Below are 26867 nucleotides of genomic sequence, written 5' to 3' on the forward strand. Positions count from 1 at the left end.
CCTGTTCCACCATCCCATTCCGGCCTCGGCCGGGCTCTGACTAGAGGAGCACCACAATGGCGAAGCCAGTCATCCGCAAGCCCAAGAAGAAGCAGAACCCCCTCAAGGCTGCGGGCGTCACGTACATCGACTACAAGGACGTCAACCTGCTGCGGAAGTTCATCTCCGACCGCGGCAAGATCCGTGCGCGCCGCGTCACGGGCGTCAGCGTCCAGGAGCAGCGCAAGATCGCCATGGCGATCAAGAACGCCCGCGAGGTCGCCCTGCTGCCGTACTCGTCGGCCGGTCGCTGAGAAGGAGAGTCGGAAACAACATGAAGCTCATCCTGACCCAGGAAGTCGACGGTCTCGGCGCTGCCGGTGACGTCGTCGACGTGAAGCCGGGCTACGGCCGCAACTACCTCGTGCCCCGCGGTGTCGCCATCGCGTGGACGCGTGGTGCGGAGAAGACCGTCGAGTCCATCAAGGCGGCCCGTGCCTCCCGTGCCGTGCGCGACCAGGCGCACGCCGAGGAGATCAAGGGCAAGCTCGAGGGCACCACGGTGGACGTCAAGGTCCGCTCGGGCCAGGGCGGTCGCCTCTTCGGCGCCGTCACGGTCGCCGAGATCGCCGACGCCATCAAGGGCACGACGGGCGAGCCCGTCGACAAGCGCACGATCGTGGTCACCAACCCGATCAAGTCGCTCGGCGCCCACGCCGTGTCGGTCAAGCTCCACGACGACGTCTCCGCCGCCGTGTCGCTGAACGTGCAGCCCGCCTGACGAGTCCCCTCGTCACCGGCTCCGGACGGGCCGTCCTCCTGCGGGAGGGCGGCCCGTTCCGCGTTCTCCGGGGCGTGGTCGCCGGCCGCCCGCGCCCGGGGGATGTGGCGGCCCGCCCCGTGTAACGCGGTGTCCGGTCTACTGCACACGCGGTCTGCGGTGCATCCAGACGCTCCAGCACCGCAGGAGACATCAGCACCGCAGGAGACGCCCGGCGCCGCCGGGGTACGGCGGGGTGTCGCCGCGGCCGGTTGGTCCCGGACCCTTTCCGACGCCCTGGACCGGCATGTCGCGTCGAGAACGTCAGGGACTACGGGGCGGCGCGGTGGGCGAGCCGGTCGGGGTCAGCGCGCGGGGGCGCCGGTGACCATCCACGCGTCGGTGCGGGCGCGCCGTACCAGCACGACGCCGCGGGCGCCCATGAACACGAACGCGAGGGCCGCCCAGATCACGACGAGGTGGCTCGCCACGTGCGCGAGCACGAGGACGACCGGGGCGTAGACCGCGAGCACGACGACGCCACCCCACGCGAGGTAGCGCCCGTCGCCGGCGCCGATGAGGACGCCGTCGAGCACGAACACCACCCCGGCCAGTGGCTGACCGACGGCGATGACGAGCAGGACGGGCACCAGCAGGTCGTGCACGCCGGTGTCGGGGGTGAACAGCGCGCCGAGCCACGGGCTCGAGGCGGCGAGCAGCGCACCGGTGACGACCCCGCTGCCGATGCCCCACTGCACCATCCGCCGGGTGGTGGCGCGGGTGTCCTCGAGGTCGCCGGCGCCCAGCGACCGGCCGGTGAGCGCCTGGGCGGCGATGGCGATGGCGTCGAGCACGAAGGCCAGGAACGTCCACAGCGTGAAGGCGAGCTGGTGGGTCGCGAGCGTGACGGCGCTGCCGGAGCCCTGGGTCGCGGCGAGGGTGGCGGCGTACGTCGTGACGAGCAGCGCGGCGCGCAGGGTGAGGGTGCGCACGACGAGGGGTACGCCGGACCGCCCGGCCGCGCGGATCCCCGGCAGGTCGGGGCCCAGCGGCGCCCCGTGGCGCCGGGCGCCCCGGGCCACGACGGCGGCGAGCACGGCGGCGCTGGCGAGCTGGGCGAGGACGGACCCGGTGGCGGAGCCGGCGACGCCGAGCGCGGGGACGGGGCCGGCGCCGTACACGAGGAGCAGGTTGAGCACGATGTTGAGCCCGTTGCCGAGGACGGCGACGACGAGCGGGGTGCGCACGTCCTGCAGCCCGCGGAGCACGCCGGTCGCGGCGAGCATGACGAGCAGGGGGGCGGCGCCGAGCAGGGAGATCCGGAGGTACGTCGTGGCGTGGCCGCTGACCTCCGCCCCGGCGCCGAAGAGCCCGACGAGGGGGCCGGCCAGGGGGATGCCGACGACGGTGACGACGACGCCGATGGCGACGGCGAGCCAGATGCCGTCGATGCCCTGGGCCAGCGCGCGGCGCAGGTCGCCGGCGCCGAGGTGGCGCGCGACGGCCGCGGTGGTGCCGTAGGCGAGGAAGACGCACACGCCGACGAAGGTCTGCAGGACGACGGAGGCGATGCCGACGCCGGCGAGCTCGGCCGTGCCGACGTGGCCGACGATCGCGGCGTCGGAGAGCAGGAAGAGGGGCTCGGCGACGAGGGCCAGGAAGGCCGGGACGGCGAGGCGGAGGATCTCGCGATCGCGGGGGCCGAGCACCGTCCGCACTCTAGTGCTTGGGACAAGATTCGCCGGTTCGGTGGACATCCCGGCCCCGGTGCTTGTATTGGGGACAACCTGTGCATATCCCCGTGTGGGAGGCCTCGTGGGCGGGTGGTCCGGGCCCGGGGGACGGCGATCGCGAATCCACAGGGCACAAGTTTTGCTCCACAGGTCTGAGACTGCGTTTCACCAGGTCAGAGCATTGGCAACTAGCCGCGGCGCGCTTCTCCACGGGGTTCTCCCCAGGCGGGGAGGACCGCCACGCCGCGTCCTCCACGGACTTTCCCCAGTTATCCCCAGGGGCTGTGGAGAAGGTGGTGTCGCGAGCCCCCTCCGGGCGCGTACGGTCGGGCCTCTCCCGGTCGCCAGCCAAGACTGTCGATGGCCGGTCCTAGCCTCGTCTCGGGGTCGGACGTCGACGGGGAACGCGCCAGGAAGGGGAGCCGTGAGCGTCACGCAGCGAGACCAGGACTACGGCGCCCCGCCGCCCGAGGAGTGGGGCGACGGGCCGTCGTCGTACAGCCCCGGCGAGGCCCCCTCGCGACCCGGCGACCGGACCCCGCCGCAGGACAACGCCGCAGAGCAGTCGGTGCTCGGGTCGATGCTGCTGAGCAAGGACGCGATCGCCGACGTCGTCGAGTCCATCAAGGGCACCGACTTCTACCGGCCGGCCCACGAGATCGTCTTCGACGCGATCATCGACCTCTACGGCCGCGGCGAGCCCGCGGACCCCGTGACCGTCGCCGCCGAGCTGCACCGCAAGGGCGAGCTGCAGCGGGTGGGGGGCGCGCCGTACCTGCACACGCTCTCGGCGAACGTGCCGATCGCGGCGAACGCGGGGTACTACGCGGAGATCGTGCGGGAGAAGGCGATCCTGCGGCGCCTCGTCGAGGCCGGCACCAAGGTGGTGCAGCTGGGGTACTCGGGCGAGGGCCAGGTCGACGACATCGTCGACACCGCGCAGGCCGAGATCTTCAAGATCACGGAGAAGCGGGCGAGCGAGGACTACGCGCCGTTGGCCGACATCATGGAGGGCGTCCTCGACGAGATCGAGGCGATCGGCAACCGCGACGGCGGGGTGTACGGCGTGCCCACCGGCTTCGTGGACTTCGACGAGCTGACCAACGGCCTGCACGCCGGGCAGATGATCATCATCGCCGCGCGACCCGCCATGGGTAAGTCCACGCTGGCGCTGGACTTCTGCCGCGCCGCGTCCATCCACAACAACCTCACCAGCGTCTTCTTCAGCCTGGAGATGAACCGGGCCGAGATCACGATGCGCCTGCTCTCGGCCGAGGCGCGGGTGCCGCTGAACCACATCCGCAACGGCCAGATGACCGACGACGACTGGGCGAAGCTCGCGAAGAAGATGGGCGAGGTGTCGAGCGCGCCGATCTTCATCGACGACAGCCCGAACCTGACGATGATGGAGATCCGCGCGAAGGCGCGGCGGCTCAAGCAGAAGCACGACCTGCGCCTCGTCGTCATCGACTACCTGCAGCTGATGAGCTCGGGCAAGAAGGTCGAGAGCCGCCAGCTCGAGGTCTCGGAGTTCTCCCGGCAGATCAAGCTGCTGGCCAAGGAGCTCGAGGTGCCGGTCATCGCGCTGTCGCAGCTCAACCGTGGTTCCGAGCAGCGCTCCGACAAGCGCCCCATGGTCAGCGACCTGCGCGAGTCGGGCTCGATCGAGCAGGACGCCGACATGGTCGTGCTGCTGCACCGCGACGACGTCTACGAGAAGGAGTCGACCCGCCCCGGCGAGGCCGACCTCATCATCGCCAAGCACCGCAACGGGCCCACCCGCGACATCGTCGTGGCGTTCCAGGGCCACTACTCGCGCTTCGTCGACATGGCGCAGTGAGCGCGGGGGGCGCCTCCGTGGTGCTCAGCGCTGCGGCGAGTGCACCCGGTCGGCGGCGATGGTGACGATCAGCCGCGAGCCGGCGCCGCCGAAGCCGGGGTAGGGCCGCCCGAGGTAGCGCTGCGACAGCTGGTCGATGTGCGCGTCGCCGCCCTCGGTGGTCGTGGCGACCACCCGGCCACGGACGCCCCAGTAGCGCGCCGGCTGGTCGGGGTCGGCGATCGCGACGGCGACGCGCGGGTCGCGGGCGATGTTGCGCGACTTCTGGTGCGTGGTCACCGTGTTGACGACGACGTGCTCACCGTCGGTGTCGACCCAGGTCTCGGTGGTGACCGGCGAGCCGTCGGGCATCAGGGTCGTCACGAAGCACAGGGCGCGGCCGCGCAGCATCTCGACGAGGTCCGGCGGCAGGCTGGTCATGGGGTGCTCCTCGGCTGGTGGCCCGTCGTCGAGGTGTCGACGAGGTGCTCGTCGCCGAGGCTAGGCGAGCGGTCCACGGCGCGGGCGACCGCCGCGTCAACCCGCCGCCACGCGACGCGCCGCGAACGGCCGTGCGGGGCCTAGCGTGGACCGGGCGGGAGGGACCGCCTCCCGACGGCCCCCACCAGCACCGGAGCGTTCGATGACCTCACCTGTCGCCCCACCCGCCGCTGCCGGCGCGGGCACGCCCGTCCGCGTCGCCGTCGGGATCCTGTCCGCCGCTGTCGTCGCGGCGCTCGCGAACCTCGCCGTCGCCGCCGTGGCCCGCGCGCTCGGCGCGTCCGACGACTTCGTCCCCCTGCAGGCGGGGCCCGTCGTCACCTGGTCCGTTATCGGCGTGGTCGTCAGCGCCGTGGGCTGGGCGCTCGTTCGGGCGCGGACGCGCAACCCGCGCCGCGTGCTCCGGGTGCTCGTCCCGGTCGTCCTCGCCGTCACGCTGGTCCCCGACGTGCTGCTCGGCGTCGCCGGCGACATGCCGGGCGTGAGCTGGGGCGCGGTGGCCGCCCTCATGGTGATGCACGTCGTCGTGGTGGCGGTCGCCGTACCGGTCCTGGTCCGCGTGCTCCCCCTGCCCGCCGGCCGCCGCGCGACCGCCTGACGCCGGTCGGCTCACCGGCGGGCGCGCCGTCGTACCAGCAGCAGCCCGCCCACGACCAGCACGGCGAGCACCACGAGCACCGCCACGCCCGCGCCGATCCCGACCACCGACACGCCAGCGTCGGCGGACGACCCGTCCGACGACCCCGACGAGCCCGACCCGTCCGAGGCCTCGCCGTCCTCCGGCTGCGACTCCCCGACGGCCGAGGACACGAGCGCCGAGTCGGCGGCGGGCGGCTCGAGGCCGTCGACCTCCTCGTACTCCGGCGTCCCCTCGCCCGCCGTGCCGCCGGTGCGGATGGTCAACGTGTACGGCTGGTTGGCCTCGTCGCCGCGCACGGCGAGGTTCACCGCGACGTACCGCAGCCCCGCGACCGACGACCCCTTCTCGGGGCCGAACGCGAACCGCTGCGGATAGGCGACGGTGCGGCTGAGGGCGCCGGTGCGGTACGCCGGATCGGTGAGGTTGGCCAGCGCCCCGGTCGTCCAGTCCGCCGGGGCGTCGGAGCCGGTGAGGTCCGCCGACGCGGCGTCGCGCAGCGGCCCGATGAAGGAGACCCGCAACTGGCTGCCGATCGCGGCGGCCTCCATGACCGGCCCCGTCAGCGTCGCGTCGAGCTGCGCCTGCACGTGCTGGCCCCAGTCCAGCGGAACGGCGAGCACCTGGGTCTCGCCCGCGTTGATGTCCAGCGCGTAGCTGCCGTCGCCGACCACGGGCGCGCTCGACAGGCTCGTGCCCGGCACGACGGAGTCGTCGGCCGCGCCGGGCTCCAGCGGCGACCAGGCGGGGTCGGGCAGCGGCTCGCCGGTCGCTTCCGCCGGGTCGGCCAGCGGCGGCTCCTCGTAGACCGCCAGCTCGAACGCCGCCCCCTGCCCGACGTTGGCCTGCGCCTCCCGCACCGTCAGCACGAGCCGGTCGGCCGTCGCGCACTCCGCGTCGGGGTCGCGGCCCGAGTCGGCCGAGGCGTAGAAGACGGGTCGCTGCTCCCCGATGCTCGAGTCGAACGCCGACCCCGTGTCGCACGGCACCCCCGCCGTGCCGTCCTCCCGCAGCGGCGCCAGGGCCAGACCGCCGCCCGAGCCGCTGGACCCGCCCTCGCCGACGAGCGTCAGTCCGACGTGGAACGTCGTGCCCGGTGCGGCGCGCTCCAGCAGGTAGAACTGCTCGCCGGCGCCACGGAAGCGGTCGAGGTACTGCCCCGTCCCCACGGTCGGCGCCCCCGCGACGTCGACCGTGCCCTCGACGGGCTCGCCCGTCAGGTCGAACGGCCGGCTGGCGCGCACCGCGGCGTCGCGCAGGCCCTCGGTGATGCTGTCGGCGTCGTCGGCGTCCACGTAGGTGCCCCCGCCGGCCTCGGCGACGCAGGCCAGCTGGTCCCGCGCGCTGCCGCTGACGTCGAGCCCGACCACGTCGATGCGCAGGTCGATGCCGTCGGCCGCGAGCTCGGCGGCCACCACGCACGGGTCGGGGTCGCAGGTGGACTCGCCGTCCGAGACCAGCAGGATGGTGCGCGGCCCCTCCGGGCCGAGGTCGTCGGCCGCCTGCTGCAGTGCGTACCCCGTCGGGGTCCACCCGACGGGCTCGTACGCCGCGATCGCCGCCCGCAGGTCGTCCCGGTTGTCGGTGCCCCGGTCGACGATCCGCTCCGAGTCGGTGCACGCCGCCGGGTCGCCCTCCGGCACGTCGCTCGCGCCGAAGACCCGGAACGACACCGCCTGGTCGTCGGGCAGCCCGTCGACCACCGTCGTCAGCGCCGAGCGTGCGGCCTCGATCCGCGACCCGCCGCCACCGCCCGCCGGCTCCGCCATCGACCCCGACGAGTCCAGCACGAGGGCCAGGCTCCCGGGGTCGTCGGGCTCCGCGGCGGCCGCGGTCGCCGTACCCCCGGCCGCCGCGGGCGGGGGTGCCGCCAGCCCGGCGGGGGCGAGGAGGAGCAGGAGGGCGAGGGAGGCGGAGGGGAGGGCTCTGCGCATGGCGGATGCTCCTTCCCCGCCCACGGCCACGGCAACCAGCGCCCCGGCCGAGGCCCGCTCGCGACCTGCGGCCACCCGCGTCTACAACCTCCGGAGGAGGGCGGGTCCGCACCCGCGCACGATGTGGCGGACCCCGCCCGCGGCCGAGCCTGGGGGCATGGACACCTCCCGCATCCCCCGCATCCCCCGCGGCCTCGCCGCGACGTTCGCCGCCGGCACGCTGCTGGCCCTCACCGCGTGCGGGGGCACGACCGCCCCCGCCGCCACCCCCGGCGCACCCGCCGCCTCCGCGGCGGCGGGGAGCGCCGCCGTACCCCACCCCCTGACCACCGCCGACGTCGACGCGTGGCTCGACGGCTACCTGCCCGCGGCCCTCGAGCGCGAGGGCATCCCCGGCGCGAGCGTCGCCGTCGTGCACGACGGGGAGGTCGTCACCACCCGCGGCTTCGGCTGGGCCGACCGCGAGGCGGGGGAGCCCGTCGACCCGGCCGACACCCTCTTCCGCGTCGGCTCGGTCTCGAAGGTCTTCACCGCGACCGCCGTCATGCAGCTGGTGGAGGACGGGGCCGTCGACCTCGACACCGACGTCGGCGAGTACGTCGACGTCGACCTCGAGCGCCCCGTCACGCTGCGCCACCTGCTGACCCACACCGGCGGGTTCGAGGAGAAGGTCGCCGGCCTCATCCGCGGGCCCGGCGAGACCGTCGACCTGCGCGAGACCCTCACGACCGACCCGCCCGAGCAGGTCTACGAGCCCGGCACCGTGCCGGCGTACTCCAACTACGGCAACGCGCTGGCCGGCCTCGTCGTCGAGGAGGTCGACGGGCGGCCCTTCGAGCAGTACGTCGCCGACGAGGTGCTCGCGCCGGCCGGGATGACCTCCTCGTCCTTCGCCCAGCCGCTGCCGGAGCCGCTGGCCGACCGCCTGGCCGCGGGGTACGCCGACGCCACCGCGCCGCCCGTGGAGTTCGAGACCGTCGGCACGCCGCCCGCCGGCGCGCTGACGAGCTCGGCGGACGACATGGCGCGCTTCATGCTCGCCCAGCTCGGCGAGGAACCCGCGCTGCTGGCCCCGGCGACGCGCGACCGGATGTTCGCCCCCGGCCTCGACGAGGACGCCCTCGGCGGACTCGCGGCCGGACCCCGCATGACGCTCGGCTGGTTCGACCGCAGCCGCGGCGGGCACCGCGTCGTCGAGCACGGCGGCGACACGAACGTCTTCCACTCCGACCTGGCCCTGTGGCCCGACGAGGGGTCGGGCATCTTCGTGACGATGAACGGCTCGGGCAGCGACGCCCTGTCGACCGTCGACCTGCGCAACGGGCTGCTGGAGGGGTTCGCCGACCGCTACCACCCGGGCGACGAGCCGGCCGCCGCGGCCACCGGCGACGCCGACGACCAGGCGGCGGCGCTGGCGGGCACCTACGAGACCTCGCGCACCATCCGCAGCAACTTCCTCGCCGCGGCGTTCGCGACCGGCCAGACGACGATCGAGGCCGAGGACGACGGGCGCGTCCTCATCACGCCGGGACCCAACGCGGCGGAGCCCGCGCGCTACGAGCCGGTCGGCGACTGGACGTGGCGCGAGGTCGGCGGCAGCAGCACCATCGCGGCCCGCGCCGTCGGCGGCGAGGTCGAGGCCGTCGGCTACGACTCGGCGTTCACGCTGCTGCCCGTGCCGGCGCACCGCTCGGCCGCCGTCGTGGTGCCCGTCGTCGGCGCCTCGACCGCCGTCCTCGTCGCGACCCTGCTGGGCGGCCTCGTGCTGGCGCCCGTGCGGTGGGTGCGCCGGCGCCGCGACCCGGCCGAGGCCGACCGGGCCGACCGCTCCGTCCGCCCCGACCGCACGACGCGCGTGCTGCAGACGCTGGTGCGCGTCGGCGTGACCGCGACCGTGGCCGCCCTCGTCGGCTGGGTGCTCCTCGTCGCCGGCGTCATGACCTTCCAGACCCCGTCCCCGCTGGTCATCCGGTCGCTGCAGGCCCTCCAGGTCGTCGGCCTGCTCGCCGTCGTGCCGGCCGTGGCGCGGGTCGCGCTGGCCGTGCGGCACCGGGAGGGGGTACGCCGCGTGGTCGCCGCAGCGGTCGTGGCCCTCGCCCTCGCCGGCACCGGGTGGGCCGCGGTCACGCTGCGCCTCCTGTCGCCCGACATCAGCTACTGAGCACCCGGCGCGAGCACCCGGCGCGAGCGCCCAGCACGAGCACCCGGCGCGAGCACTAGGTTCGTGACGACCCCGAGCACGGAGGACCCATGACCAGCCCCGCCGTCCCGGCACCGCCCACCCGCGTCGCACGGCTCGACGCCTGGCTGACCGCGCGTGGCCTCACCCGGGCGTCGCAGCGGGACGTGCTGCTCGCGGCGCTCGTCGCGGTCGCCACGGCCGTCGTGCTCCCGCCGGTGCTGCTGCTGGGCGCCGCGGGGGACGGGGCCGGCGTCGGGCCCGGCGTCGTCGTCGCGCTGACCGCCCTCAGCGTCGGGCAGTGCCTGCCGCTGGCGCTGCGGCGTACCCACCCGGTGACCTGCCTGCTGCTCGTCGCCGCGGTGCAGGTGGCCGTCGTCGCGGTCACCCCGGCGGAGTCCGGGGTGCGGGGCGCGGCCCCCCTGCTGGCGGCCTACGCCGCGGCGACGGTGCTGCCCGGGCGGGCGGCGGCGGGCGCGGTCGGGCTCGCGGTGCTCGTCGAGCTGGTGGGCTCGGTGGCGGTGACGGCCCCCGCCGGCGCCCTCGGCCTGGGCCTGGCCGGGGTGGTCGGCGGGGCGCTGGCCTACGGGGCGTCCGCGCTGGCGGGCTCGAACGTGCGCACCCGGCGCCGGTACGTCGAGGTGGTGCGGCGCCGCGCGCTGGAGGCCCAGGCCTCGCAGGAGGAGCGGCTGCGCTCCGCCGTCGCCGGCGTGCGGACCCGGATGGCCCGCGAGATCCACGACATCGCCGCCCACCACCTCTCCGGCATGGTGGTGCAGGCGACGGCCGCGTCCCGCCTCGTCGACCGCGACCCCGCCGCGGTGAAGGAGGGCCTGCTCGCCATCCGCGCCCAGGGCCGCCGCACGCTGGAGGACCTGCGGATGCTCGTCGGCGTGCTGCGCGACCCGGCGACCGCCGAGGACGGCGGCCCCGTGCCCGGACTGGCGGTGCTGGACGAGCTCGTGGCCGACGCCCGGTCGCTCGGCACGCAGGTGGAGGTGCGCCGGGAGGGCCGCGCCGCCGGGCTCGACCCGCTCGCGGACGTCACCGCCTACCGGCTCGTGCAGGAGGCGCTCACCAACGCCCGCCAGCACGCTCCGGGCGCCCCCGTCGTCGTCGAGCTCGTCGGCCAGGAGGACCGCCTGGTCGTGGCGGTGACGAACGAGCCGGGCGCCGAGCGCGGCGGCGACCCCGCGGGGGACCGCACCACCCCCGGCGTCGGGCTCCTCGGCATGCGCGAGCGCGTGCAGCTCGTCGGGGGCCGGCTCGACACCGGTCCGACGGCCGCCGGAGGATGGCGGGTGCGCGCCGAGCTCCCCGCCGGGGTCGGGACCGACGGCGACGAGACCGAGGGGGAGACGGCGTGATCCGGGTGCTGCTCGTCGACGACCAGGCCGTGGTGCGCGCCGGGTTCCGGGTGATCCTCTCCGAGCACCCCGACCTCGAGGTCGTCGGCGAGGCGTCGTCGGGCCCCGAGGCGGTGGCCGCGGTCCGTCGTACCCGCCCCGACGTCGTGTGCATGGACGTGCGCATGCCCGGCGGCGACGGCCTCGCCGCCACCCGCGCGATCCGCGACGAGCACGGCGACGCCGCGCCCCCGGTGCTCGTCGTGACGACGTTCGACCTCGACGACTACGTGTTCGGCGCGCTCGAGGCCGGGGCCAGCGGGTTCGTGCTCAAGGACTGCGAGCCCGAGGAGCTGGTCGACGCGGTACGCCGGCTCGCCGCCGGCGAGGGGCTGCTGCAGGGCGGGATCACACGGCGGGTCATCGAGGAGTTCGCCCGGCGCCGCAGCGCGCCCGCGCTCGAGCCGGCCCTCGCCGACGCGCTCACCGAGCGCGAGACCGAGGTCGTGCGCCTGCTCGCCCGGGGCCTGTCCAACGCCGAGATCGCCGCGGAGCTCGTCGTCGAGACGACCACCGTGAAATCCCACCTCGGCCGCGCGATGACGAAGATCGGCACCCGCGACCGCGTGCAGACCGTCGTCTGGGCGCACCGCCACGGGCTCGGGGGCTAGCCCGCCGGGGGGGCCGCTCAGCCGGCGGCGGGCAGGGTCGCCTCCCACGCCTCCAGCCCCCACGACGTCACGTCGAGCGGGGTGAGCCGGATGGCGGCGACCCCCTCGTCGTACCGCGCCGGCCCCCGCACCGCCAGCGCCCACGGCTGCCAGCCCGGCCCGTCGGCGACGCCGTCGACGACCGCCGCGGCGAACGGGTGGGCGGCCACGTTGCGCGCGCGGACGGTGCGGGCGAGGTCGCGCCCGGTCAGCAGCAGGTCCCCGGAGGCGGCGTCCCAGCGCCACACGGTCGGTACGACGTGCGGCAGCCCCGCCACGTCCACGGTCGCCAGCCGCGCGAGTCCCTGCGGGTGGGCCAGGAAGCGGCGCTCGACGTCGGTCAGGGGGCGGCGACTCATGCGGGGGTGCCTCTCGTCGTGTTCACTGGGCCTCCAGAGGACTACGTCAAGTGCACTTGACGTCAAGGCGGGAGGAGGCGTGATGGCCGCCACGGACACCGTGTGGCTGCGGCCGGGCCAGCTCGCGCGCCGCGCGGGCGTGGCCGTCTCGACGCTGCACTACTACGAGGGCCTGGGGATCATCGCCAGCCGGCGTACGGCGGGCGGCCGGCGGGAGTACCGCCGCGAGACCCTGCGCGTCATCGCGTTCGTGCGCGCCGCGCAGGGCGTCGGCGTCTCGCTCGAGCGGATCCGGGCCGCCCTCGCCACGCTGCCCGACGGTCGGCCGCCCACCCGCGAGGACTGGGCCCGGTTGTCCTCGGCCTGGCGCGACGAGCTCGACGAGCGCATCGAGCGGCTCGTCGCGCTGCGCGACCGCTTCAGCGACTGCATCGGCTGCGGCTGCCTGTCGCTCGACACCTGCCCCGTGTCGAACCCGGGCGACGTGCTCGGCGGCGACGGGCCGGGGGCCCGGCGGCTGGGCGCGCCGGGCGGGTGAGCGCCGACGTACCCCGCCGCGTGCGGAGCCAGGGCGGGTCGCGGTAGGAGCGGTAGTCGAGGACTATCGCTGCTACCGCGACCCCGTCAGTCGGCGACCGGCCGGGAGAACGACGCCGCCAGCCCCGCCAGCAGCTCGCCGGTGAGCCCGTCGGGCGCGTCGTCGGGGGCGACGAGGCGCTCGAGGGCCATCCCGTTCGCGAGCGCCATGATCGCCACCGCCGCGTGCTCCGCCGGCACGACGAGCTCGGCCCCCGACGCCTCGGCGTGCTCCCGCACGGCGGCGGCGATGGCGTCGCGCATCGCCGTGCGGCGGTGCCGGAAGCCCTCGACCGCCGGGTCGCCGCGCACCGCGCGCTGCCACAGCTCGACGAAGAGCAGGTGCCAGTCGCGCTCGTCAGCCGAGGCGGCGTCGAGGCGGTCGCCGAGGGCCCGGGCCCGCTCGGCGAGCGACCCCTCCGCCGAGGCGGCGGCCGCGAGGCCCAGCTCGAGGTAGGCGGCCGTGTGGTCCTCGACGATGGCGGCGACCAGCCCGTCCTTGCTGGTGAAGTTCGAGTAGACGGCGCCCTTGGTGTAGCCGGCTGCGGCTGCGACGTCGTCCACGCTCGCCGCGTCGATCCCGCGCCGGGCGAAGACGCGGGTGGCCGCCGCCAGCAGGGTGGCGCGCACCTCGCTGCGGCCCGGTCGCCGCGGGCGCTCGGGAGCCGGGGGTGTTGACACCCGCGGCACGATACCGGAACGTATCCGATACCGAACGGTATCGACGGCGCACGCGCGCCACCCCCAGCCGAGGCGAGGACCCATGAGCACGACCACCACCGCACGCCCGTCCGTCCGGACCCGGGCCCGCGACACGGCCCAGCTCGCCGCCCGCTGGGGGGTGGGCCACGCCCTGCCGCGGCTCGCCCTCACCGCCAGCGCGCGCTCCGGCGACCTGCACGCCCGCGCGCTGCTCGAGGCCAACCGCACCCCGGGCATGCCCGTCGAGGTGTTCGACGCCATCCGGGCGGCCGGTCCGCTCTACCGCTCCCGCCTGTCGTTCGTCACCGCGCGGCTGGAGACCGTCAAGGAGGTGCTCGGCAGCCCCGACGTGCGCGCCGGCATCGACCTGCGCGGCGACGGCCCGCTCGGTCGCCTCGGCGGCTGGTCGCAGGGCTCCGCGCCGCTCGGCCCGCTGCGCCCGCCGTCGCTGCTGGCGATCGAGCCGCCCGACCACACCCGCCTGCGCCGGCTCGTCACGCGCGTCTTCTCGGCCAAGGCCGTGCAGCGCCTCGAGGAGCGCACCGTCGAGATCGCCGACGCGCTCCTCGACGAGCTCGCCGCCGAGACGAGCGACCCCGTGGACCTCGTCGAGCGCTACTGCGCCCGGCTGCCCGTGCTCGTCATCTGCGAGGTGCTGGGCGTGCCCACCGAGGAGGAGGAGCTCGTGCGGGGCTTCGGCACCCGGGCCGCCCCCAGCCTCGACCTCGGCCTGCCGCTGGGGGAGTTCGTCGCGGTCGAGCGCTCCCTGCGGCAGTTCGACGCGTGGCTCGGTCGCCACGTCGAGCGGGTACGGCGCGAGCCCGGCGAGGACCTGCTGAGCCAGCTCGTCGCCGCCCGCGACGACGACGGGACGCCGCTGACCGAGTCCGAGCTGCGCAACACCGCCGGCCTCGTGCTCGCCGCCGGGTTCGAGACCACCGTGAACCTCATCGGCAACGGCGTCGCGCTCCTCGCCGCCCACCCCGACCAGCGCGCGGCCGCCGTCGCCGACGACGCGCTGTGGGGCAACGTCGTCGAGGAGGTGCTGCGCTTCGACCCGCCCGTGCTGCTGACCGGGCGGACCACGGAGCGCGACACCCGCATCGCCGGCGTCGACGTGCCCGCCGGGTCGGTCGTCACGACGCTGCTCGCCGGGGCGAACCGCGACCCCGACGTGTTCACCGACCCGCACCGCTTCGACATCACGCGGCCGGAGGCACGCGAGCACGTCGCGTTCTCGGCAGGCCGGCACTTCTGCCTCGGCGCTGCGCTCGCCCGGATGGAGGGACGGGTGGCGCTGCAGCGCCTCCACGAGCGCCACCCGCAGCTGCGGGTGCGCGACGGTGCGCAGCGCCGTACGACGCGCATCCTGCGGGGGTACCTCACGCTCCCCGTCTCGCTGGGGGCCTGAGGCCGCCCGGGGTCAGGCGCCTGCGGGCTCCTCGGCGTCGACCACGCGGCGCACGCGGGCCTCCTGCGTGACGGGGTTCTTCACGACCTCGAGGAACTCGTCCATGTGCCGCTCCAGCCCCGTGACCTTGTCGAACGGCGCGCCCACGACGAGCTGGAAGCCCAGGCCGCGCCACGCCTGCACGGCGCGGCCGGCGAACTCGGCGTCGGCCTTGACGAACCCCTCGTCGAGGAAGACCGGCGCGAAGCGGGGCCGGGATCGCAGCTCGTCGCCGAGGCGGAACCGCAGCGCGGCGCCGATGACGAACGCCACCAGCTCCTGCGACTCGCCGCCCGACTTCTCGCCGAGCGTGCGGTACCAGGCCTGGTGCGCCCCCGTGCGCGGGTCGTAGCGCTCCGCGGAGATCTCGACGTGCCGGCGTACGTCGAGGAGCAGGTCACGGTGCCGGCTCTCGGTGCCGGCGCGCGGGTCGTCGCGGCGGCGCAGCTGCGCCATGAAGCCCTGCAGCCGGCGGAACCGGTCCTCCAGCTCCCCGCTCGTCTCCTCCGGACCGGCGCCCGCGGTCAGCGCCCGCAGGTCGGAGAGGAAGAGCGTCAGCTCGGTGGGCGCGAGGCGGCGCATGCGGATGCGCAGCCGGTCGTTCCCCGCGCCGAACGGCAGGCGCCGCAGGATGTCGTTGATCGGGTCGAGCCGGTCCTCGATCTCCTCGACCGCGGCGGCCATGGCCTGCTGGAGCGGCACCAGGTCCTGCCCCGACCAGTCGGTGAGGCGGCGCTGCCACTCCTCGCGCCGCTCGGCCAGGCCGGTGCGGCGGATGTCGTCGAGGATGTCGGCGTAGTCGCGGTAGGACAGCAGCGTCGTGCCGAGGTTCGGGTCGGGCCAGCGCGTGAGGAACTGCGTGAAGATCCGCCGCAGCTCCTCGCTCGCGGCCGCCACCTGCTCGGACGCGGCGCGCGACGCGGCGCCGAGCCGGTCGCGCAGCCGCGCGCGGTGCTCCTCGAACCGGTCGAGCGCGGTCGGGTCGCCGGGCCCGACGGCCTCGGCGAACTCGGCGTCGAGGGCCGCCGCCTGCTCCGGGCCGAGCACGACCTCGCCCGCCGCCAGGATCGCCTCCCGCTCGTCGGTCGTCGCGTCCTCCAGCTCGACCAGGCGTCCCTGCTCCGCCTGCAGCGCCTCGTGCTCGTCGCGCGCCCGCGCCAGCTCGACGCCGGCCTCGCGGGCCTGGCGCTCGAGGTCGGCGACGACGTCGGCGAGCTGGCGCAGCCCGTCGTCCGCGGCCAGCACGCGCTCGCGCTGGGCCTCCAGGTCGGCGCACCGCGCGAGGCTCGTCTCGACGTCCACGTCGGCGAAGGGCACGTCGGCCAGGGCCTGGTACGCCGCCAGCACCGCCGCCGCGCGCCGCCGCTGCTCGTCCAGCTCGCGCCGCTCGGCGTCGATGCGCTCCAGCTCGGACTCGACGGCGGCGAGCTCGGCGTCGAGCGCGGCGAGCGCCTCGGTGTTGGTGAACCCGACGACGTCGCCGCCGCCGCTGCGCCCGTGCGAGCCGCGGGAGCCGGACCGGGTCTGTCCGGCGAGGGTGACGCGCAGGCCGGGCCCGTCGAGGTCCTCGGCCCGCTCGACGCACAGGGCGTTGCGGGACGGGTCGGCCAGGTACCACCGCACCCAGCCCTCGAAGGCGCCCGCGCGGTACTCCAGCTTCCCGGCGAGCCGGTCCGCCGGCTGCGCGTCGGGCGCGTCGGCATCGACGTCGGCGCCGACGAACGTGATGCGCCGCGGCAGGTCGAGGTGGTCGATGGCAGCGGAGAACTCCCGCAGCCGCTCGCGGGGGACCAGGAGCTGCCGGGCCGCCCCACCCAGCACCGTCTCGACGGCGGGGCGCCAGCGCGCCTCCTCGGTGCGCACGTCGACGAGCTCGGCGAGGAACGGCAGCTCGTCGAGGCCGGCGGCCTGCGCCAGCAGCGTGCGGACCTCGTCGAGGTCGCGCGGCACCCGGCCGTGGCGGCCCGCGAGCGACGCGCGGTCCTTCGTCAGCTCGGCCTTCCGGGCCAGCAGCGGTCCCTGGGCCCGGGCCAGCGCCGTGCCCGCCTCGTCGAGACGGGCCGTGGCGGCCTCGTGCTCGGCGGCGTGCTTGCGGCCCGCGGCCTGCGCCCGGGCCACGTCCTCGGCGGACGACAGGTCGACCTCCAGCACCGCGACGCGGGGCGCCAGCCGTTCGCGGCGCTCGCGCAGCTCGTCGGCGTGCGCCTGCTCCTTGCGGAGCTCGGCGGCCAGCAGCTCGAGCGTCTCGCCGCCGGCGCCGCGGTGCGCCTCGCGCGCCGCCACCAGCTCGGCCTCGAGGTCGGCACTGCGCCGGCCCAGCGTCGCGCGCCGGTTGCGGTTCGCCTCCCGGGCGGCCTGGTTGGCGCCGACCGCGGCGTCGAGCAGCGCGCCGTACCGGGTGAGCTCCCACAGCCGCAGCGGCGTCGGGCCCTTCCGGGTGGCGCCGTGGGCGTCGAGCTCGTCGATGCGCGCCTGCGCGCCGGTGACGCGGTCGTGCAGGTCGGTGATCGGGGCGAGCAGGTCGGCCTTCTGCTGCTCGGTGATCATCGTCTCGTAGGAGCCCTCGAGGTCGTCGAAGTGCTCCACGGCGCGGTCGGCGGCGGCGAACGTGGCCGGCCGCTCCAGCACCATCTCCTTGTAGAGCTCGTCCACCGAGCGCACCGGCTGCGACGCCTGGATCCGCGCGAGCAGGCGCAGCGCCTTGTCGCCGTCGCCGTTCGCGCCGATCCCGAGGCGCGTGTAGAGCCGGGCGGCGAAGGCGGCGTACGTCTCGTGCACGGCCAGCCCCGGCACGAGGGCACGTAGGTCGCGCGGCTGGAAGCGGGTCGCGACGGCCTTCTGCAGCAGGCCGAGGTCGACCGGGCCCTCGTGGGTCGCCAGGCGCATCACGACGTCGGGAGCCCGGGTGACGCGGCGCGGCACGTAGAAGACGCGCAGCGCCGTGAAGCGCCGCTCCCGGTCGTCGACGAAGGTCGCGGCCACGGCGCCCCACGTGTCCTCGCCCGACCCGCGCAGCGTGACCTGGCGCGCCTGCGCGGTCGCGCGGTCCTCGGTCTGGTCGACGACGCCGCGCAGGTAGGAGAGCGGGTTGCGCTGCCCCGACGAGCGGGCGCGGCCGGTCGTCATGTCGTTCGACGCGCCGTTGAGACGGGTGTCGGAGGGCATGACGAGCGTCGTCCACGCGTCGAGCAGCGACGACTTGCCCACGCCCGACGCCCCGGTCAGCAGGGTCGCGTCGCGGCTGAACGCGACCTCGTGGTGGCCTGAGAAGCCGCCCCAGTTGACGACCTGCATCGACGCGATGCGCCACTGCGTGCTGCCCTCGGTGGCGCCGTGCATGCCGAAGAGCGCCTCGTCGGCGGCCTCGAGCAGCCGGTCCTCGGGGTCCGGCGCGCCCTCGTCGTCGAGGTCGGTCTCGAGGTCGGTCTCGAGGTCGGCGTCCAGGGCTGCCAGCTCCTCGGCCGCGTCGTCGACCGTCGTCGTCTCCTCGCTCATGCCCGGTCCTCGTCGTCGGTGCGTGCGGTGGCGGTCTCGGTGGCGTCCTCGGTGGCGGCCGGCCCCAGGTCGAGGTCGTCGAACGCCGTGTCGGGCTCGAGGTCCTCCTCCGGCTCCGCGGCCTCGGCGCCGGGGACCACCTCGTCGTCGGCGGGCGCTCCGTCGTACGGCGCGTCCCCCAGCTCGTCGGCGGGCACCGGCTCGTCGGGGGCGCGGTCGTCCTCCGGCGGCGGGGTGCGCAGCCACTCCAGCAGCTCCTGGAGACGCTCGAGCGGCAGCAGCGCCTCGACCGCGGGGCTGACCTCGAAGCGGTCGCCGGTGGCCGGGCCGAGCAGCAGGCCCGCCTTGTAGAGGCTCGCGACGGCGTTGCGGGCGCGGCCCTCGTCGCCGGCGGCGTCGGTGGAGTGCGGCGGGCGCATGGCCATCACGTGGGCGACCACGTCGGTGACGTCGACCCAGACGCGGTCGTCGCCGCGCGCGGAGTCGGTGAAGTGCCGGTTGCGCAGGAAGACGAGCGCGATCGTCTCCTCGCGGTTCCACGCCGTGTCGTGCAGCAGCGTCGGGAACCGGCCGCCGGCCTCGGGCACCGCCTGCCGCTTGTAGGCCACCTCGTGCTCCCGGTCGAGCACGAGCTCGAGGAAGAGGTCGTTGAGCCGCGAGGCCACCGCACGGGGGTTCTCCAGCAGGGCCTCCCACTCGCGCGGGTGCGTGCGCGCCGTGACGAACCGCAGCTTCACGAGCGCCAGCAGCGCCCGGCGCTGAGCCAGCGGCAGGCCGCCCTCGTCGCCGTCGAAGAGCGACAGCAAGGTCGAGCCCTCCAGCTCGGGGACCAGGTCGGCGTCGCGCGCGTCGTACCCGTCCCGGGCGTCGGCCCAGGTCTCGTCGGTCGTGGTGCTCATCGGTCGTCTCCTGCGGGAGTGGTGGCCGGGTCGGCGGGGGGTACGGCGGGGGGTACGGCGGGGGGCCGCGGCACGGTGCGCACCCGCGGCACGCGCAGCACCCGGCGGGAGCCGTCGGGGCGCACGGTGACGACCTCCTCGGTGCCCTCGCCGTCGGCGAGGGCCCGGCGCTCCGCGAGGTGGAGCAGGCCGAAGACCTCGACGGGGCGGCGCAGGTCGTCCTCGAGCGAGGCGAAGAGCTCGCCGACGGTGGCGGCGCCGCCCCCGCCCGCGAGGGCGGCGTCGAGCAGCGCGTCGAGCTCGGCGATCGACGGGCCGCCCGCGGCGCGCAGCGCGGTCCACGACACGGCCTCGGCGCCGTCGGCGTCGGCCCGGCGCAGCGGCGGCGGCGCCTTGTCCTCGGTCGGGTCGTAGGTGCGCTCGCGCAGGTGGTCGACCGCGGCACGCTCGGGCAGGAGCGGGAGCCCGACGTGCGTGCGGGGGCCGGTCGCGGCGTACCAGCGCCCGAGCTCGCCCTCCAGGTTGCGCAGCACGCGCTCGAGCTCGCGGTCGCGGTTGACGTCGCGGGCCTCGATGTTGCCGCGCAGCGTCGCGGTGGCGCGGTTGCGCTGGGCGAGCACGCGGTCGAGGCCGGCGCGGACCTGCTTGACGGTGTCGCGGATCTCGCGGCGCTCGGTGTCGCCGAGGACGGTGCCGGTGACGGGGTGGTCGAGGAGGTCCGCGATGTCCTCGCGCAGCTGCTGCAGCAGCGCCTCGTCGCGCAGCAGCGGGAAGGCGCCCTCGAACGCGCGGCCCTCCGGCGTCGCCGTGGTCAGCTGGTCGATGCGCGCCAGGTAGTCGTCGACGACCTCGCCGGCCGGCCGCTCGTCGGCGCGGAACTGCTCGTGGATGTCGTGGCGGATGCGGACGAACGCCTCCTCCACCCGCGCGAAGTCGCTCGGCAGGCCGCCGACCAGCGACAGCAGCTCGGTGAAGCCCTGGAGCATGTAGTCCTCGCCGGCCACCGGCAGCTCGCTGCCGTCGACGAGGCGGTCGCGCTCGGCCCGCAGCCGCGCGATCTCCTGGTTGAGGATCGTGACGCGCGTCGTGCGGTCGGGGTTGGCCTCGGAGTTGAAGCGCCGGAAGGCCGAGACGATGTTGGCCACCCGGTGCTCCGACAGGCTGGAGCGCTCCCGCGACAGCGTGCGGGCCTGCTCGAGCGCCGCCTGCGCGTAGGAGGTCAGCGTGTAGACCTCGCCGTCGGTCGCGGGGTCGTTCGCGCGGATGAGCCACTTGCGCCGCATCCACCGCAGGCACAGGTCGCGGCCGCTGCCGGTCGGCAGGTTCTCCGTGCCCGCCAGGCGCAGCTCGGCGAGGTAGGTCTCGACCTGCTCGTGCAGGCGCCCGGTCGGGATCGGCGCGTTGTCGCGCCCGAACGAGGAGCGGAAGACGGCGAGCACGAGGGGCGCGTGCCGCTGGTGGAGCAGGCGCAGGGTCGGCTGCTCGAACGCCTCGCCGGTGCGTGCCAGCTCGTCGACGATGTCGCTCACGACCGGCCTCCTCCCCTCGGTACGGCGGCCCTCCCCGCCCGTTGACGCCCCGCATCGTCGCATCCGGCGGGGACGGTCCGGCCATCCGCCTCGTGCCCGTCCACAGGCCCGGCGCGAGGCGTTGCCGGGGCGGCGGGTCCGCCGTACCGTGAGCCACCTCACACCGGAGGTGGTCGTCGTGGCGTTGTCGAGCCGGCGGCGCCGCGTCGCGCGCCTGGACCCGGCGACGGACTACGCCGAGATCCACCGCAACACGGTGCTCCACGAGTTCCCGTGGGACATGGAGGTCGCCGCCGTCGCGGCCCAGCTGCGCACGCTCGCCGTGCCACGCATCGGGGGGCTGCTGGCGCGCACGGGCGAGTTCCGGCAGCGGCCCCGGAAGCGGTACGACGACACCGCCCTGCTCATGGAGGTGCCGCTCGTCGAGGGGCTCGACAGCGTGCGGGGACGCACGGCCTTCCGGCGGATCAACGAGATGCACGCGATGCACGACATCGCCGACGACGACCTGCGCTACGCGCTGGCCACCCAGGTCGTCGTGCCCGCCCGGTGGATCGCCCGGCACGGCTGGCGCGCCCTGACCCGCGCGGAGCTCGAGGCCAGCATCCGCTACCACCGCGACGTGGCCCGGCGGATGCACGTGGGCGGCCTGCCGACGACCTACGCCGACCTCGCCGCCCTCGTCGACCAGCACGAGCGGGAGCACTTCGGCCACGACCCGGGCGCCCGGGAGGTCGCCGACGCGCTGCTCCACCTCGTCGCCGGCTTCGGCCCGGCCGGCACCCACCACCTCGTGCACGCGGCCGCCCTGGCGCTGATGGACGCGCCGCTGCGCGAGGCGCTCGGCTACCCCGACCCGGGTCCGGGGGTGCGCCGCGCGACGCTCGCCGCGCTCCGCACCCGGGCCCGGACGGTGGCGCTCCTGCCCGCCCGGCGACGGCCGCGGTCGCTGGTCGGCACGGCGCGGGGCCGCAGCTACCCCGCCGGGTTCCGCGTCGACCGCCTCGGCACCTTCGCGCCGACGTGCCCCGTGCACCGCCACAGCCCCGAGCCGCCCGGCCGCACCGCGGCCGTCGACTGATGCGCCCGGGCGCCGCGCGCACCCGGGTGGCCGGCCCCGGCGACGCCGCCGACGTCGCGCGGCTGCTGCGGGCCTTCAACGCGGAGTACGACGATCCCGCGCCCGCCCAGGACTGGCTCGCCGACCGCGTCCGCGCGCTGCTGGGCGACGACACGGCGGTGGTGCTGCTCGAGGTGGACGGCGCCGGGGCGGGAGACGCGCACGAGCCCGGCCCGCCCGGCCCGCCCGGCCCGCACGGGCTGGCCCTGCTGCGGCTGCGGCCGTCGCTGTGGGAGGACGCCGACGAGGCCTACCTGGCGGAGCTCTACGTGGTGCCGTCGCTGCGCGGTCGCGGGCACGGGCGGGTGCTCCTGCGGGCGGCGATGGCCCACGCGCACGAGCGGGGCGCGACGTACCTCGACCTCACCACCACCAGCGCCGACGAGGCCGCCGTCGCGCTCTACGAGTCGGTCGGGTTCGACCGGCACGAGCGGCGCGGGCCCGACGTCACGTCGTACTACTTCGAGATCGACCTGCCGGCGCCGTGAGCCGGGAGCGGACCGTCCCCGGCCCCGGTTCGTGGGAGGAGCGCCAGGGATTCCGTGGCGCTGCTACCACGAGTCGCGTTCGAGCCCGGGCTGGTCGGCCGGTACGGCGGGCGCCGGGCCCGAGAGCTCCCGCCCACCGCGGCTGAGCACGGCCCACGTGGCGGCGAGCGTCCAGGTGGCTGCGACGAGCACGGCCGCGAGGCCGAGGTCGCCCGTGCCGTCGAGGAGCAGGGCGAGCGCGCCGAGCCCGAGCGGCCCGGCGACGAGGCTGGTGGCGTTGAGCCACGACAGGGCCCGGCCGCGCACGTGGGCCGGCACGCTCTCGGCGATGTAGACGTTCCAGACGGGCCCGAAGAGCCCACCGCCCAGGCCCATCGCGGCCATGCCGGCCATGACGAACCCGCCCGCGCCCAGCGGCGCGACCAGCCAGGCGCCCGCGCTCATGACGACCAGGCCCAGCACGTAGGCGAGGCGTCGGGAGCGCCGCGTCACCAGGGCGTAGCCGGCCGCGCCCACGAGCGACCCCACGGCGTACGCCGACATGCTCGCCCCCAGCAGGCCCGGCGCGTCGAGCCGCGTGAAGTGGCCCGGCAGCACGACGGCGAGCAGCGGCGAGAAGACGAAGGCGGAGGCGAAGCCGATGACCACGGCGGCGACGAGCGCGCGGCTGCGCAGGAGGACACCCAGGCCGCTGAGCCCGGCGTCCTCCGCCGCGATCGGGGGCGCCGCGGCGACGGGCACGAGGCGGGTGAGCAGGGCGGCGCCGGCCGAGCAGGCGGCGGTGAACCAGACGACGTCGACGGGGTCCCACCAGGCCAGCAGCACGCCGGCGAGGGCCGGGCCGGCGAGGAAGGCCAGGGAGAACGCGCCCTGGTAGATCGCCGCGACGCGGTCGGTGCGGACCCCGGAGACCTGCGCGACGCCGGCGAGCAGGGCCTGCCGCGCGCCCATGCCCGGCACGTCGAAGACCGCCCCGGCCACGCCGAGCGCGATGAACCAGACCAGGTCGAGGCCCCAGAGCCAGTCGACCACCGCGAGGGACGCCACGGCCGTCGCGCTGCCGAGGTCGGCCACCACCGCGACCCGCCGCGCCCCGAGGCGGTCGACGAGCTGGCCCGCGAGGAAGGTGGCGGGGACCGCCGCGATGCCCGAGGCGGCCGCCACGACGCCCGCCGACGAGAGATCGCCCGTCGTGCTGATGACGAGCCACGGCAGGACGATGGAGATCGCCGAGTTGCCGAAGAGCGACAGCGCCGCCCCACCGACGTACAACGGCACCGCGACGGGCCGCGGGGTGCTGGTGGTCATGGGGCCACCTTCGGGGGTTGACGTTGCGTCAAGGTCAAGCGGGGTCCTCGGAATGCCGGACGCGAGCCGGGCGCCGGCCCTACCGTGCCGCCATGAGCACGACGACGGCGCCGCGGGCGGTGGGCGACCTCCGCTGGGAGCAACGACGACGCCGGTGGACGCGGTGGTCGGGCCGCTCGTGGGTGCCGGCGGTGTACGCGCGGGATCCTGCTGCCCTGCGCCGCTCGGAGCGCCCCGACGCCGGCCCGTCCCTCGAGCCGTCCCGCCGCGAGGCGCTGCTGCGCCAGGCCGTGTCGGAGGAGGTGCTCGCCGGCGCGGTGGTGCGCGAGCGGGACCACCTGTGGGCGGTCCTCGGCTATCCCGGCCGCGTCTCGCACGGGTGGCACGCGGTCCTGACGCTCCTCACCGCCGGCCTGTGGGCGATCGTCTGGCTGGCCTCGACGCTCTCGACCCCCGCCGAGCGGCGGGTGCGCCTCGAGATCGACCCGTGGGGCAACGTCTGGGCCGTGGAGACGCCGCGCGGGAGGAAGCGGACCTAGCGCCGGCGCGCCGGGGCGCAGGCGACGCAGGTCGTCGCGGAGGGCCGCACCTCGAGGCGGGCGGGGTCGATGGGGCGCCCGCAGACGGTGCACGTGCCGTAGCCGCCGGTGCCGGCACGCTCGAGCGCCGCGTCGACGTCGGCCAGGCGGCGCTCGGCCTCGCGCAGCAGCGCCTCGACCTGGGCGCGCTCGAAGGCGATGGTGGCGCCCTCGGGGTCGTGCTCGTCGTCGGCGTTGCTGTCGCGGCTGGCGGCGACGAACCCGGCGTGGTCGACGCGCAGGCGCTCGATGCGCGCGAGCACGGCGGCCCGCTCCGCCCGCAGCGCGTCCGTCGTACCGCTCACCCCCCGAGCCTGCCACGCCCGCCGCCGACGCCGGCTCACCAGGCGAGGGCGGCCGCCTCCGCCGCAACGAGGGCCTCGAAGAGATCGTCGGCGGGCTCGAAGCCCCCGACCAGGTGGCCGTTCAGCTCCAGGGTCAGCGCCCCGAGCACCCGGGCGAACGCCCCGACGAGCCACAGCACCACCGGCGGCTCCAGGTCGAGGTCGAGCACCTCGGCGGTGCCGGCGAGCTGGGGCGCCAGCGTGCGCGACACCGCGTGGTCGTCGTTCGCGGCCCGCCGGGCCGACGGGGGTACGGCGGCCGCGAACGCCCGGACCACCCGCGCGGCCGGCTCGATCGTGGTCGCCGGCGCGCGGTAGCCCGGGATGGCCGAGCCGTACACGAGCGCGAAGCGGTGGGGCTCCGCCACGGCCCACGCGCGCAGCCCGTCGCAGGTCGCCGTCCACCGCGCGCGGGCGGACCCCCGCCCGGAGCCAGCCGCCTCCAGCCGGGCGGCGAGGTCGCCGTACGCGTCGACGATGAGGGCGGTCAACAGCTCGTCACGTCCCGAGAAGTAGCGGTACACCGCGCTCGAGACGACCTCGAGCTCCCGCGCGATCGCGCGCAGCGACAGGCCTGGCGCCCCCTCGGCGGCCAGCTGGGCCAGGGCGATCGTCTTGATCCGCACCAGCGTCTCCTCGCGGGCGATCTGGCGGGGGGTGCGGCGCTCGCTCATCCGCCGCATCGTGGCAGGAGTGAGCGCCCGTGACAAATGTGAGCGCCGCTCTTGCAATCGAGATGGGTCTGCGTCACGCTGGACGCATTCAGAGAGCACCGCTCACATCCGGAGGACCCATGGAGCCCGACCCGCCTACTGCCGGACCGAACGCCGGGCTGCCCGCACGATCCGCCGGCCCCGCAGCACTCCTCGCCCTCGCCGCTGCCGCGCTCGCGGCGTACCCCGCGTTGCGCGGTTCTGCGGTCGAGGACGGCCTCGCGGCCGCGGAGCTCTACGCCCGGCCGGCCTGGCTGTGGGCCCACGTGCTCGCCATGGCGGGTCTCGTGCTCGTCGCGGCCGGGTTGTCGGCCGTCGACCGGGCCGCGCACCGGGCGACGGTCGTCGCCACGGCGCTGCTCCTGCCCTACTACGGCGCCGAGGCCTACGGGCTGCACGCGGTCGGTCGCCGGGTCGTCGAGACCGGCGACGCGGCGGTGCTGAGCGCGGGTGACGGTGCGGCCGACCTGTTCCGCTACGAGCCCGTCGCGGTGACGCTCTTCGCGCTGGGCTGGGTGGCGCTGGCGGTGGCGGGGGCGCGGCTGGTCGTCGTCGCGGTACGGCGCAGCCCCGGCCCCCTCGCCGGTGCCGGCCTGGTGCTGACGGCGGTGGCGCTGGCGACGTACCTCCCGCAGTTCTTCCTGCCGCCCGGGGGGCGCGTCGCCCACGGCGTCCTGGCCGCGGTGGGCCTGCTGCTGCTCGCGGCCGACCGCGCCGGGGCGGCGCAGGGTCAGGGCGCGGCGCCGGCGACCCTGGCGGTCCCGGCGCGAACGCTTCCCCCCTCCGCGTCGAGCTCGACGGTGCGGTAGCCCGGCGCGACCTCCTCGGGGGTGTCCGAGACGAACACGACGACGCCCGGGTGCGCGGCGACGAGGGCCCGCAGGTGGCGGCGGCCCGCGGCGTCGAGCGCGGCGTCGATGCGGTCGAGGACCAGCAGCACGGGGGCGCCGAGCGCCGCCCGCGCCACCTTCACCCGGGCGACCTCGGCGGGGGTCAGGGGGTGGCCGCCGCGGCGCAGCTCGGTGCGCGCCCCCCGGGGCAGCCGCGCGAGCACGGGGTCGAGCCCCGCGGCGGTGAGGGCCGCGGTGACGGCGTCGTCGTCGGCGTCCGGGCGGCGGTAGCGCACGGCCCGCGCGAGCGTCCCCCGCTCGAGCGGTACGTCGTGGGCCGCCAGCCCGACGAGCCGCCGGCGCACGGCGGGGGCGACCCGGCCGCAGTCCCACCCGTCCACGACGACCTCGTGGCCCGGCTCGGGCGCGACGAGCCCGAGCAGCGTCGCGGTGGTCGTCGCGGCGTCGGGGCCGACGACGCGCACGCGGTCGCCCGGCCGGGCGTCGAGCAGCCCGGGCACGAACACGCGCTCGGCGTCGCCCGCCACGTGCGAGACCGGCGACCGCGGGGCCGACGACCGCGAGACCGAAGCCGACGGACCGCCCGGCCCCGGGGGCTCGCCGAGGTGCGGCGCGACGACCCGCCGCGCGGCGCGGAAGTTCTGCCGCAGCTCCGCCACCCGCCCGACGCCGGCAAGCGGCGCGGCGAGCGCCCCCGTGACGGTCAGCGCGGTCGCGACCACCCCGGCGGGGAGGTCGTCGGCCCGGGCGACGGCCACGACGAGCGCCGCGGTGGCCCCGCCGGCGACGAGGCACGCGGCCTGGAGCAGCCCGGCGGTGCGCGCGCGGGCGACGGCCGCCGTACCGACCCGCCGGCT

The 26867-nt window shown here is 76.1% G+C and carries 25 protein-coding genes; 13 read left to right on the plus strand and 12 right to left on the minus strand.

Features of this window, described 5'->3' with window-relative positions:
• Positions 1-56 precede the first annotated feature (56 nt).
• Both rpsR and rplI read left to right on the plus strand, forming a co-directional pair.
• Entirely contained in the window at positions 57-293 is a 237-nt protein-coding gene (gene rpsR / locus KK617_RS11150) for a 30S ribosomal protein S18 (protein WP_277500077.1), read from the plus strand.
• A gap of 20 nt (positions 294-313) precedes the next feature.
• Positions 314-760 carry a 50S ribosomal protein L9 gene (gene rplI, locus KK617_RS11155; RefSeq protein ID WP_277500078.1) on the plus strand — a complete coding sequence of 149 codons (447 nt, stop codon included), beginning with the start codon at positions 314-316 and terminating at the stop codon, positions 758-760.
• A gap of 344 nt (positions 761-1104) precedes the next feature.
• Here the strand turns inward: rplI and KK617_RS11160 are convergent, their stop codons facing one another.
• On the minus strand, positions 1105-2448 hold the full coding sequence (locus tag KK617_RS11160) for an MATE family efflux transporter (RefSeq protein WP_277500079.1): 1344 nt from the start codon (positions 2446-2448) through the stop codon (positions 1105-1107).
• Between the two features lie 448 nt (positions 2449-2896).
• Between KK617_RS11160 and dnaB the strand changes: the two genes are divergently transcribed.
• Positions 2897-4312, plus strand: a complete 1416-nt coding sequence (gene dnaB, locus KK617_RS11165) for a replicative DNA helicase (protein WP_277500080.1) — start codon at positions 2897-2899, stop codon at positions 4310-4312.
• Positions 4313-4336: 24 nt separating this feature from the next.
• Here dnaB and KK617_RS11170 read toward each other — a convergent pair whose 3' ends face one another.
• Positions 4337-4732: a PPOX class F420-dependent oxidoreductase gene (locus KK617_RS11170; RefSeq protein ID WP_277500081.1), complete on the minus strand. Its 396-nt coding sequence runs from the start codon at positions 4730-4732 to the stop codon at positions 4337-4339.
• 202 nt (positions 4733-4934) lie between these two features.
• Between KK617_RS11170 and KK617_RS11175 the strand changes: the two genes are divergently transcribed.
• Positions 4935-5390, plus strand: a complete 456-nt coding sequence (locus KK617_RS11175) for a DUF6069 family protein (protein ID WP_277500082.1) — start codon at positions 4935-4937, stop codon at positions 5388-5390.
• A gap of 11 nt (positions 5391-5401) precedes the next feature.
• Here the strand turns inward: KK617_RS11175 and KK617_RS11180 are convergent, their stop codons facing one another.
• The gene (locus tag KK617_RS11180) at positions 5402-7363 is read right to left on the minus strand and encodes a VWA domain-containing protein (RefSeq protein WP_277500083.1); all 1962 of its coding nucleotides are present in this window, start codon (positions 7361-7363) and stop codon (positions 5402-5404) included.
• Between the two features lie 157 nt (positions 7364-7520).
• Between KK617_RS11180 and KK617_RS11185 the strand changes: the two genes are divergently transcribed.
• From KK617_RS11185 to KK617_RS11195, 3 genes are all read left to right on the plus strand, one after another.
• Positions 7521-9524, plus strand: coding sequence for a serine hydrolase domain-containing protein (locus tag KK617_RS11185; protein WP_277500084.1), 2004 nt, complete (start codon positions 7521-7523; stop codon positions 9522-9524).
• 89 nt (positions 9525-9613) lie between these two features.
• The gene (locus KK617_RS11190) at positions 9614-10909 is read left to right on the plus strand and encodes a histidine kinase (RefSeq protein ID WP_277500085.1); all 1296 of its coding nucleotides are present in this window, start codon (positions 9614-9616) and stop codon (positions 10907-10909) included.
• Positions 10906-11559 (plus strand): response regulator transcription factor, encoded by a 654-nt coding sequence (locus KK617_RS11195; protein WP_277500086.1) that lies wholly within the window; start codon positions 10906-10908, stop codon positions 11557-11559. Before KK617_RS11190 ends, KK617_RS11195 begins: the two co-directional genes overlap by 4 nt.
• A gap of 17 nt (positions 11560-11576) precedes the next feature.
• Here KK617_RS11195 and KK617_RS11200 read toward each other — a convergent pair whose 3' ends face one another.
• Positions 11577-11957: a pyridoxamine 5'-phosphate oxidase family protein gene (locus KK617_RS11200; RefSeq protein ID WP_277500087.1), complete on the minus strand. Its 381-nt coding sequence runs from the start codon at positions 11955-11957 to the stop codon at positions 11577-11579.
• An 82-nt stretch (positions 11958-12039) separates the two neighbouring features.
• On the opposite strand from KK617_RS11200, the gene soxR reads away from it, so the two are divergent.
• Complete coding sequence (gene soxR, locus KK617_RS11205) at positions 12040-12495, plus strand: redox-sensitive transcriptional activator SoxR (protein ID WP_277500088.1); 456 nt, start codon at positions 12040-12042, stop codon at positions 12493-12495.
• A gap of 86 nt (positions 12496-12581) precedes the next feature.
• Here the strand turns inward: soxR and KK617_RS11210 are convergent, their stop codons facing one another.
• A complete protein-coding gene (locus tag KK617_RS11210) occupies positions 12582-13214 on the minus strand; it encodes a TetR/AcrR family transcriptional regulator (RefSeq protein ID WP_277500089.1) in 633 nt (210 codons plus the stop codon).
• An 82-nt stretch (positions 13215-13296) separates the two neighbouring features.
• Between KK617_RS11210 and KK617_RS11215 the strand changes: the two genes are divergently transcribed.
• A complete protein-coding gene (locus tag KK617_RS11215) occupies positions 13297-14646 on the plus strand; it encodes a cytochrome P450 (protein WP_277500090.1) in 1350 nt (449 codons plus the stop codon).
• A 12-nt stretch (positions 14647-14658) separates the two neighbouring features.
• Here KK617_RS11215 and KK617_RS11220 read toward each other — a convergent pair whose 3' ends face one another.
• The 3 genes from KK617_RS11220 to KK617_RS11230 are packed head-to-tail and all read right to left on the minus strand — an operon-like array spanning position 14659 to position 20608.
• Positions 14659-18180 (minus strand): SbcC/MukB-like Walker B domain-containing protein, encoded by a 3522-nt coding sequence (locus tag KK617_RS11220; protein WP_277500091.1) that lies wholly within the window; start codon positions 18178-18180, stop codon positions 14659-14661.
• The gene (locus KK617_RS11225; protein ID WP_277500092.1) at positions 18177-19079 is read right to left on the minus strand and encodes a DUF4194 domain-containing protein; all 903 of its coding nucleotides are present in this window, start codon (positions 19077-19079) and stop codon (positions 18177-18179) included. The genes KK617_RS11220 and KK617_RS11225 overlap by 4 nt, the downstream gene beginning before the upstream one ends.
• Positions 19076-20608 (minus strand): DUF3375 domain-containing protein, encoded by a 1533-nt coding sequence (locus KK617_RS11230; RefSeq protein WP_277500093.1) that lies wholly within the window; start codon positions 20606-20608, stop codon positions 19076-19078. Before KK617_RS11230 ends, KK617_RS11225 begins: the two co-directional genes overlap by 4 nt.
• Before the next feature lie 178 nt (positions 20609-20786).
• Here KK617_RS11230 and KK617_RS11235 point away from each other — a divergent pair, with 178 nt between their 5' ends.
• Both KK617_RS11235 and KK617_RS11240 read left to right on the plus strand, forming a co-directional pair.
• The gene (locus KK617_RS11235) at positions 20787-21689 is read left to right on the plus strand and encodes an oxygenase MpaB family protein (RefSeq protein WP_277500094.1); all 903 of its coding nucleotides are present in this window, start codon (positions 20787-20789) and stop codon (positions 21687-21689) included.
• A complete protein-coding gene (locus KK617_RS11240; protein WP_277500096.1) occupies positions 21689-22216 on the plus strand; it encodes a GNAT family N-acetyltransferase in 528 nt (175 codons plus the stop codon). Before KK617_RS11235 ends, KK617_RS11240 begins: the two co-directional genes overlap by 1 nt.
• Positions 22217-22279: 63 nt before the next feature.
• Here KK617_RS11240 and KK617_RS11245 read toward each other — a convergent pair whose 3' ends face one another.
• Complete coding sequence (locus tag KK617_RS11245; RefSeq protein WP_277500097.1) at positions 22280-23524, minus strand: MFS transporter; 1245 nt, start codon at positions 23522-23524, stop codon at positions 22280-22282.
• 92 nt (positions 23525-23616) lie between these two features.
• Between KK617_RS11245 and KK617_RS11250 the strand changes: the two genes are divergently transcribed.
• A complete protein-coding gene (locus KK617_RS11250; protein WP_277500098.1) occupies positions 23617-24063 on the plus strand; it encodes a hypothetical protein in 447 nt (148 codons plus the stop codon).
• Here KK617_RS11250 and KK617_RS11255 read toward each other — a convergent pair.
• The gene (locus KK617_RS11255) at positions 24060-24407 is read right to left on the minus strand and encodes a TraR/DksA C4-type zinc finger protein (protein ID WP_277500099.1); all 348 of its coding nucleotides are present in this window, start codon (positions 24405-24407) and stop codon (positions 24060-24062) included. The genes KK617_RS11250 and KK617_RS11255 overlap by 4 nt on opposite strands.
• Before the next feature lie 35 nt (positions 24408-24442).
• On the minus strand, positions 24443-25120 hold the full coding sequence (locus KK617_RS11260; RefSeq protein ID WP_277500100.1) for a TetR/AcrR family transcriptional regulator: 678 nt from the start codon (positions 25118-25120) through the stop codon (positions 24443-24445).
• A 119-nt stretch (positions 25121-25239) separates the two neighbouring features.
• On the opposite strand from KK617_RS11260, the gene KK617_RS11265 reads away from it, so the two are divergent.
• On the plus strand, positions 25240-25968 hold the full coding sequence (locus tag KK617_RS11265) for a hypothetical protein (protein ID WP_277500101.1): 729 nt from the start codon (positions 25240-25242) through the stop codon (positions 25966-25968).
• Here the strand turns inward: KK617_RS11265 and KK617_RS11270 are convergent.
• Positions 25890-26867: hypothetical protein (locus tag KK617_RS11270; protein ID WP_277500102.1), on the minus strand; the 978-nt coding region annotated here is incomplete at its 5' end. The two genes, KK617_RS11265 and KK617_RS11270, sit on opposite strands and share 79 nt — an antisense overlap.

The organism is Nocardioides sp. ChNu-99, assembly GCF_029493445.1.
In the GTDB taxonomy this organism is placed as follows: Bacteria; Actinomycetota; Actinomycetes; order Propionibacteriales; family Nocardioidaceae; genus Nocardioides.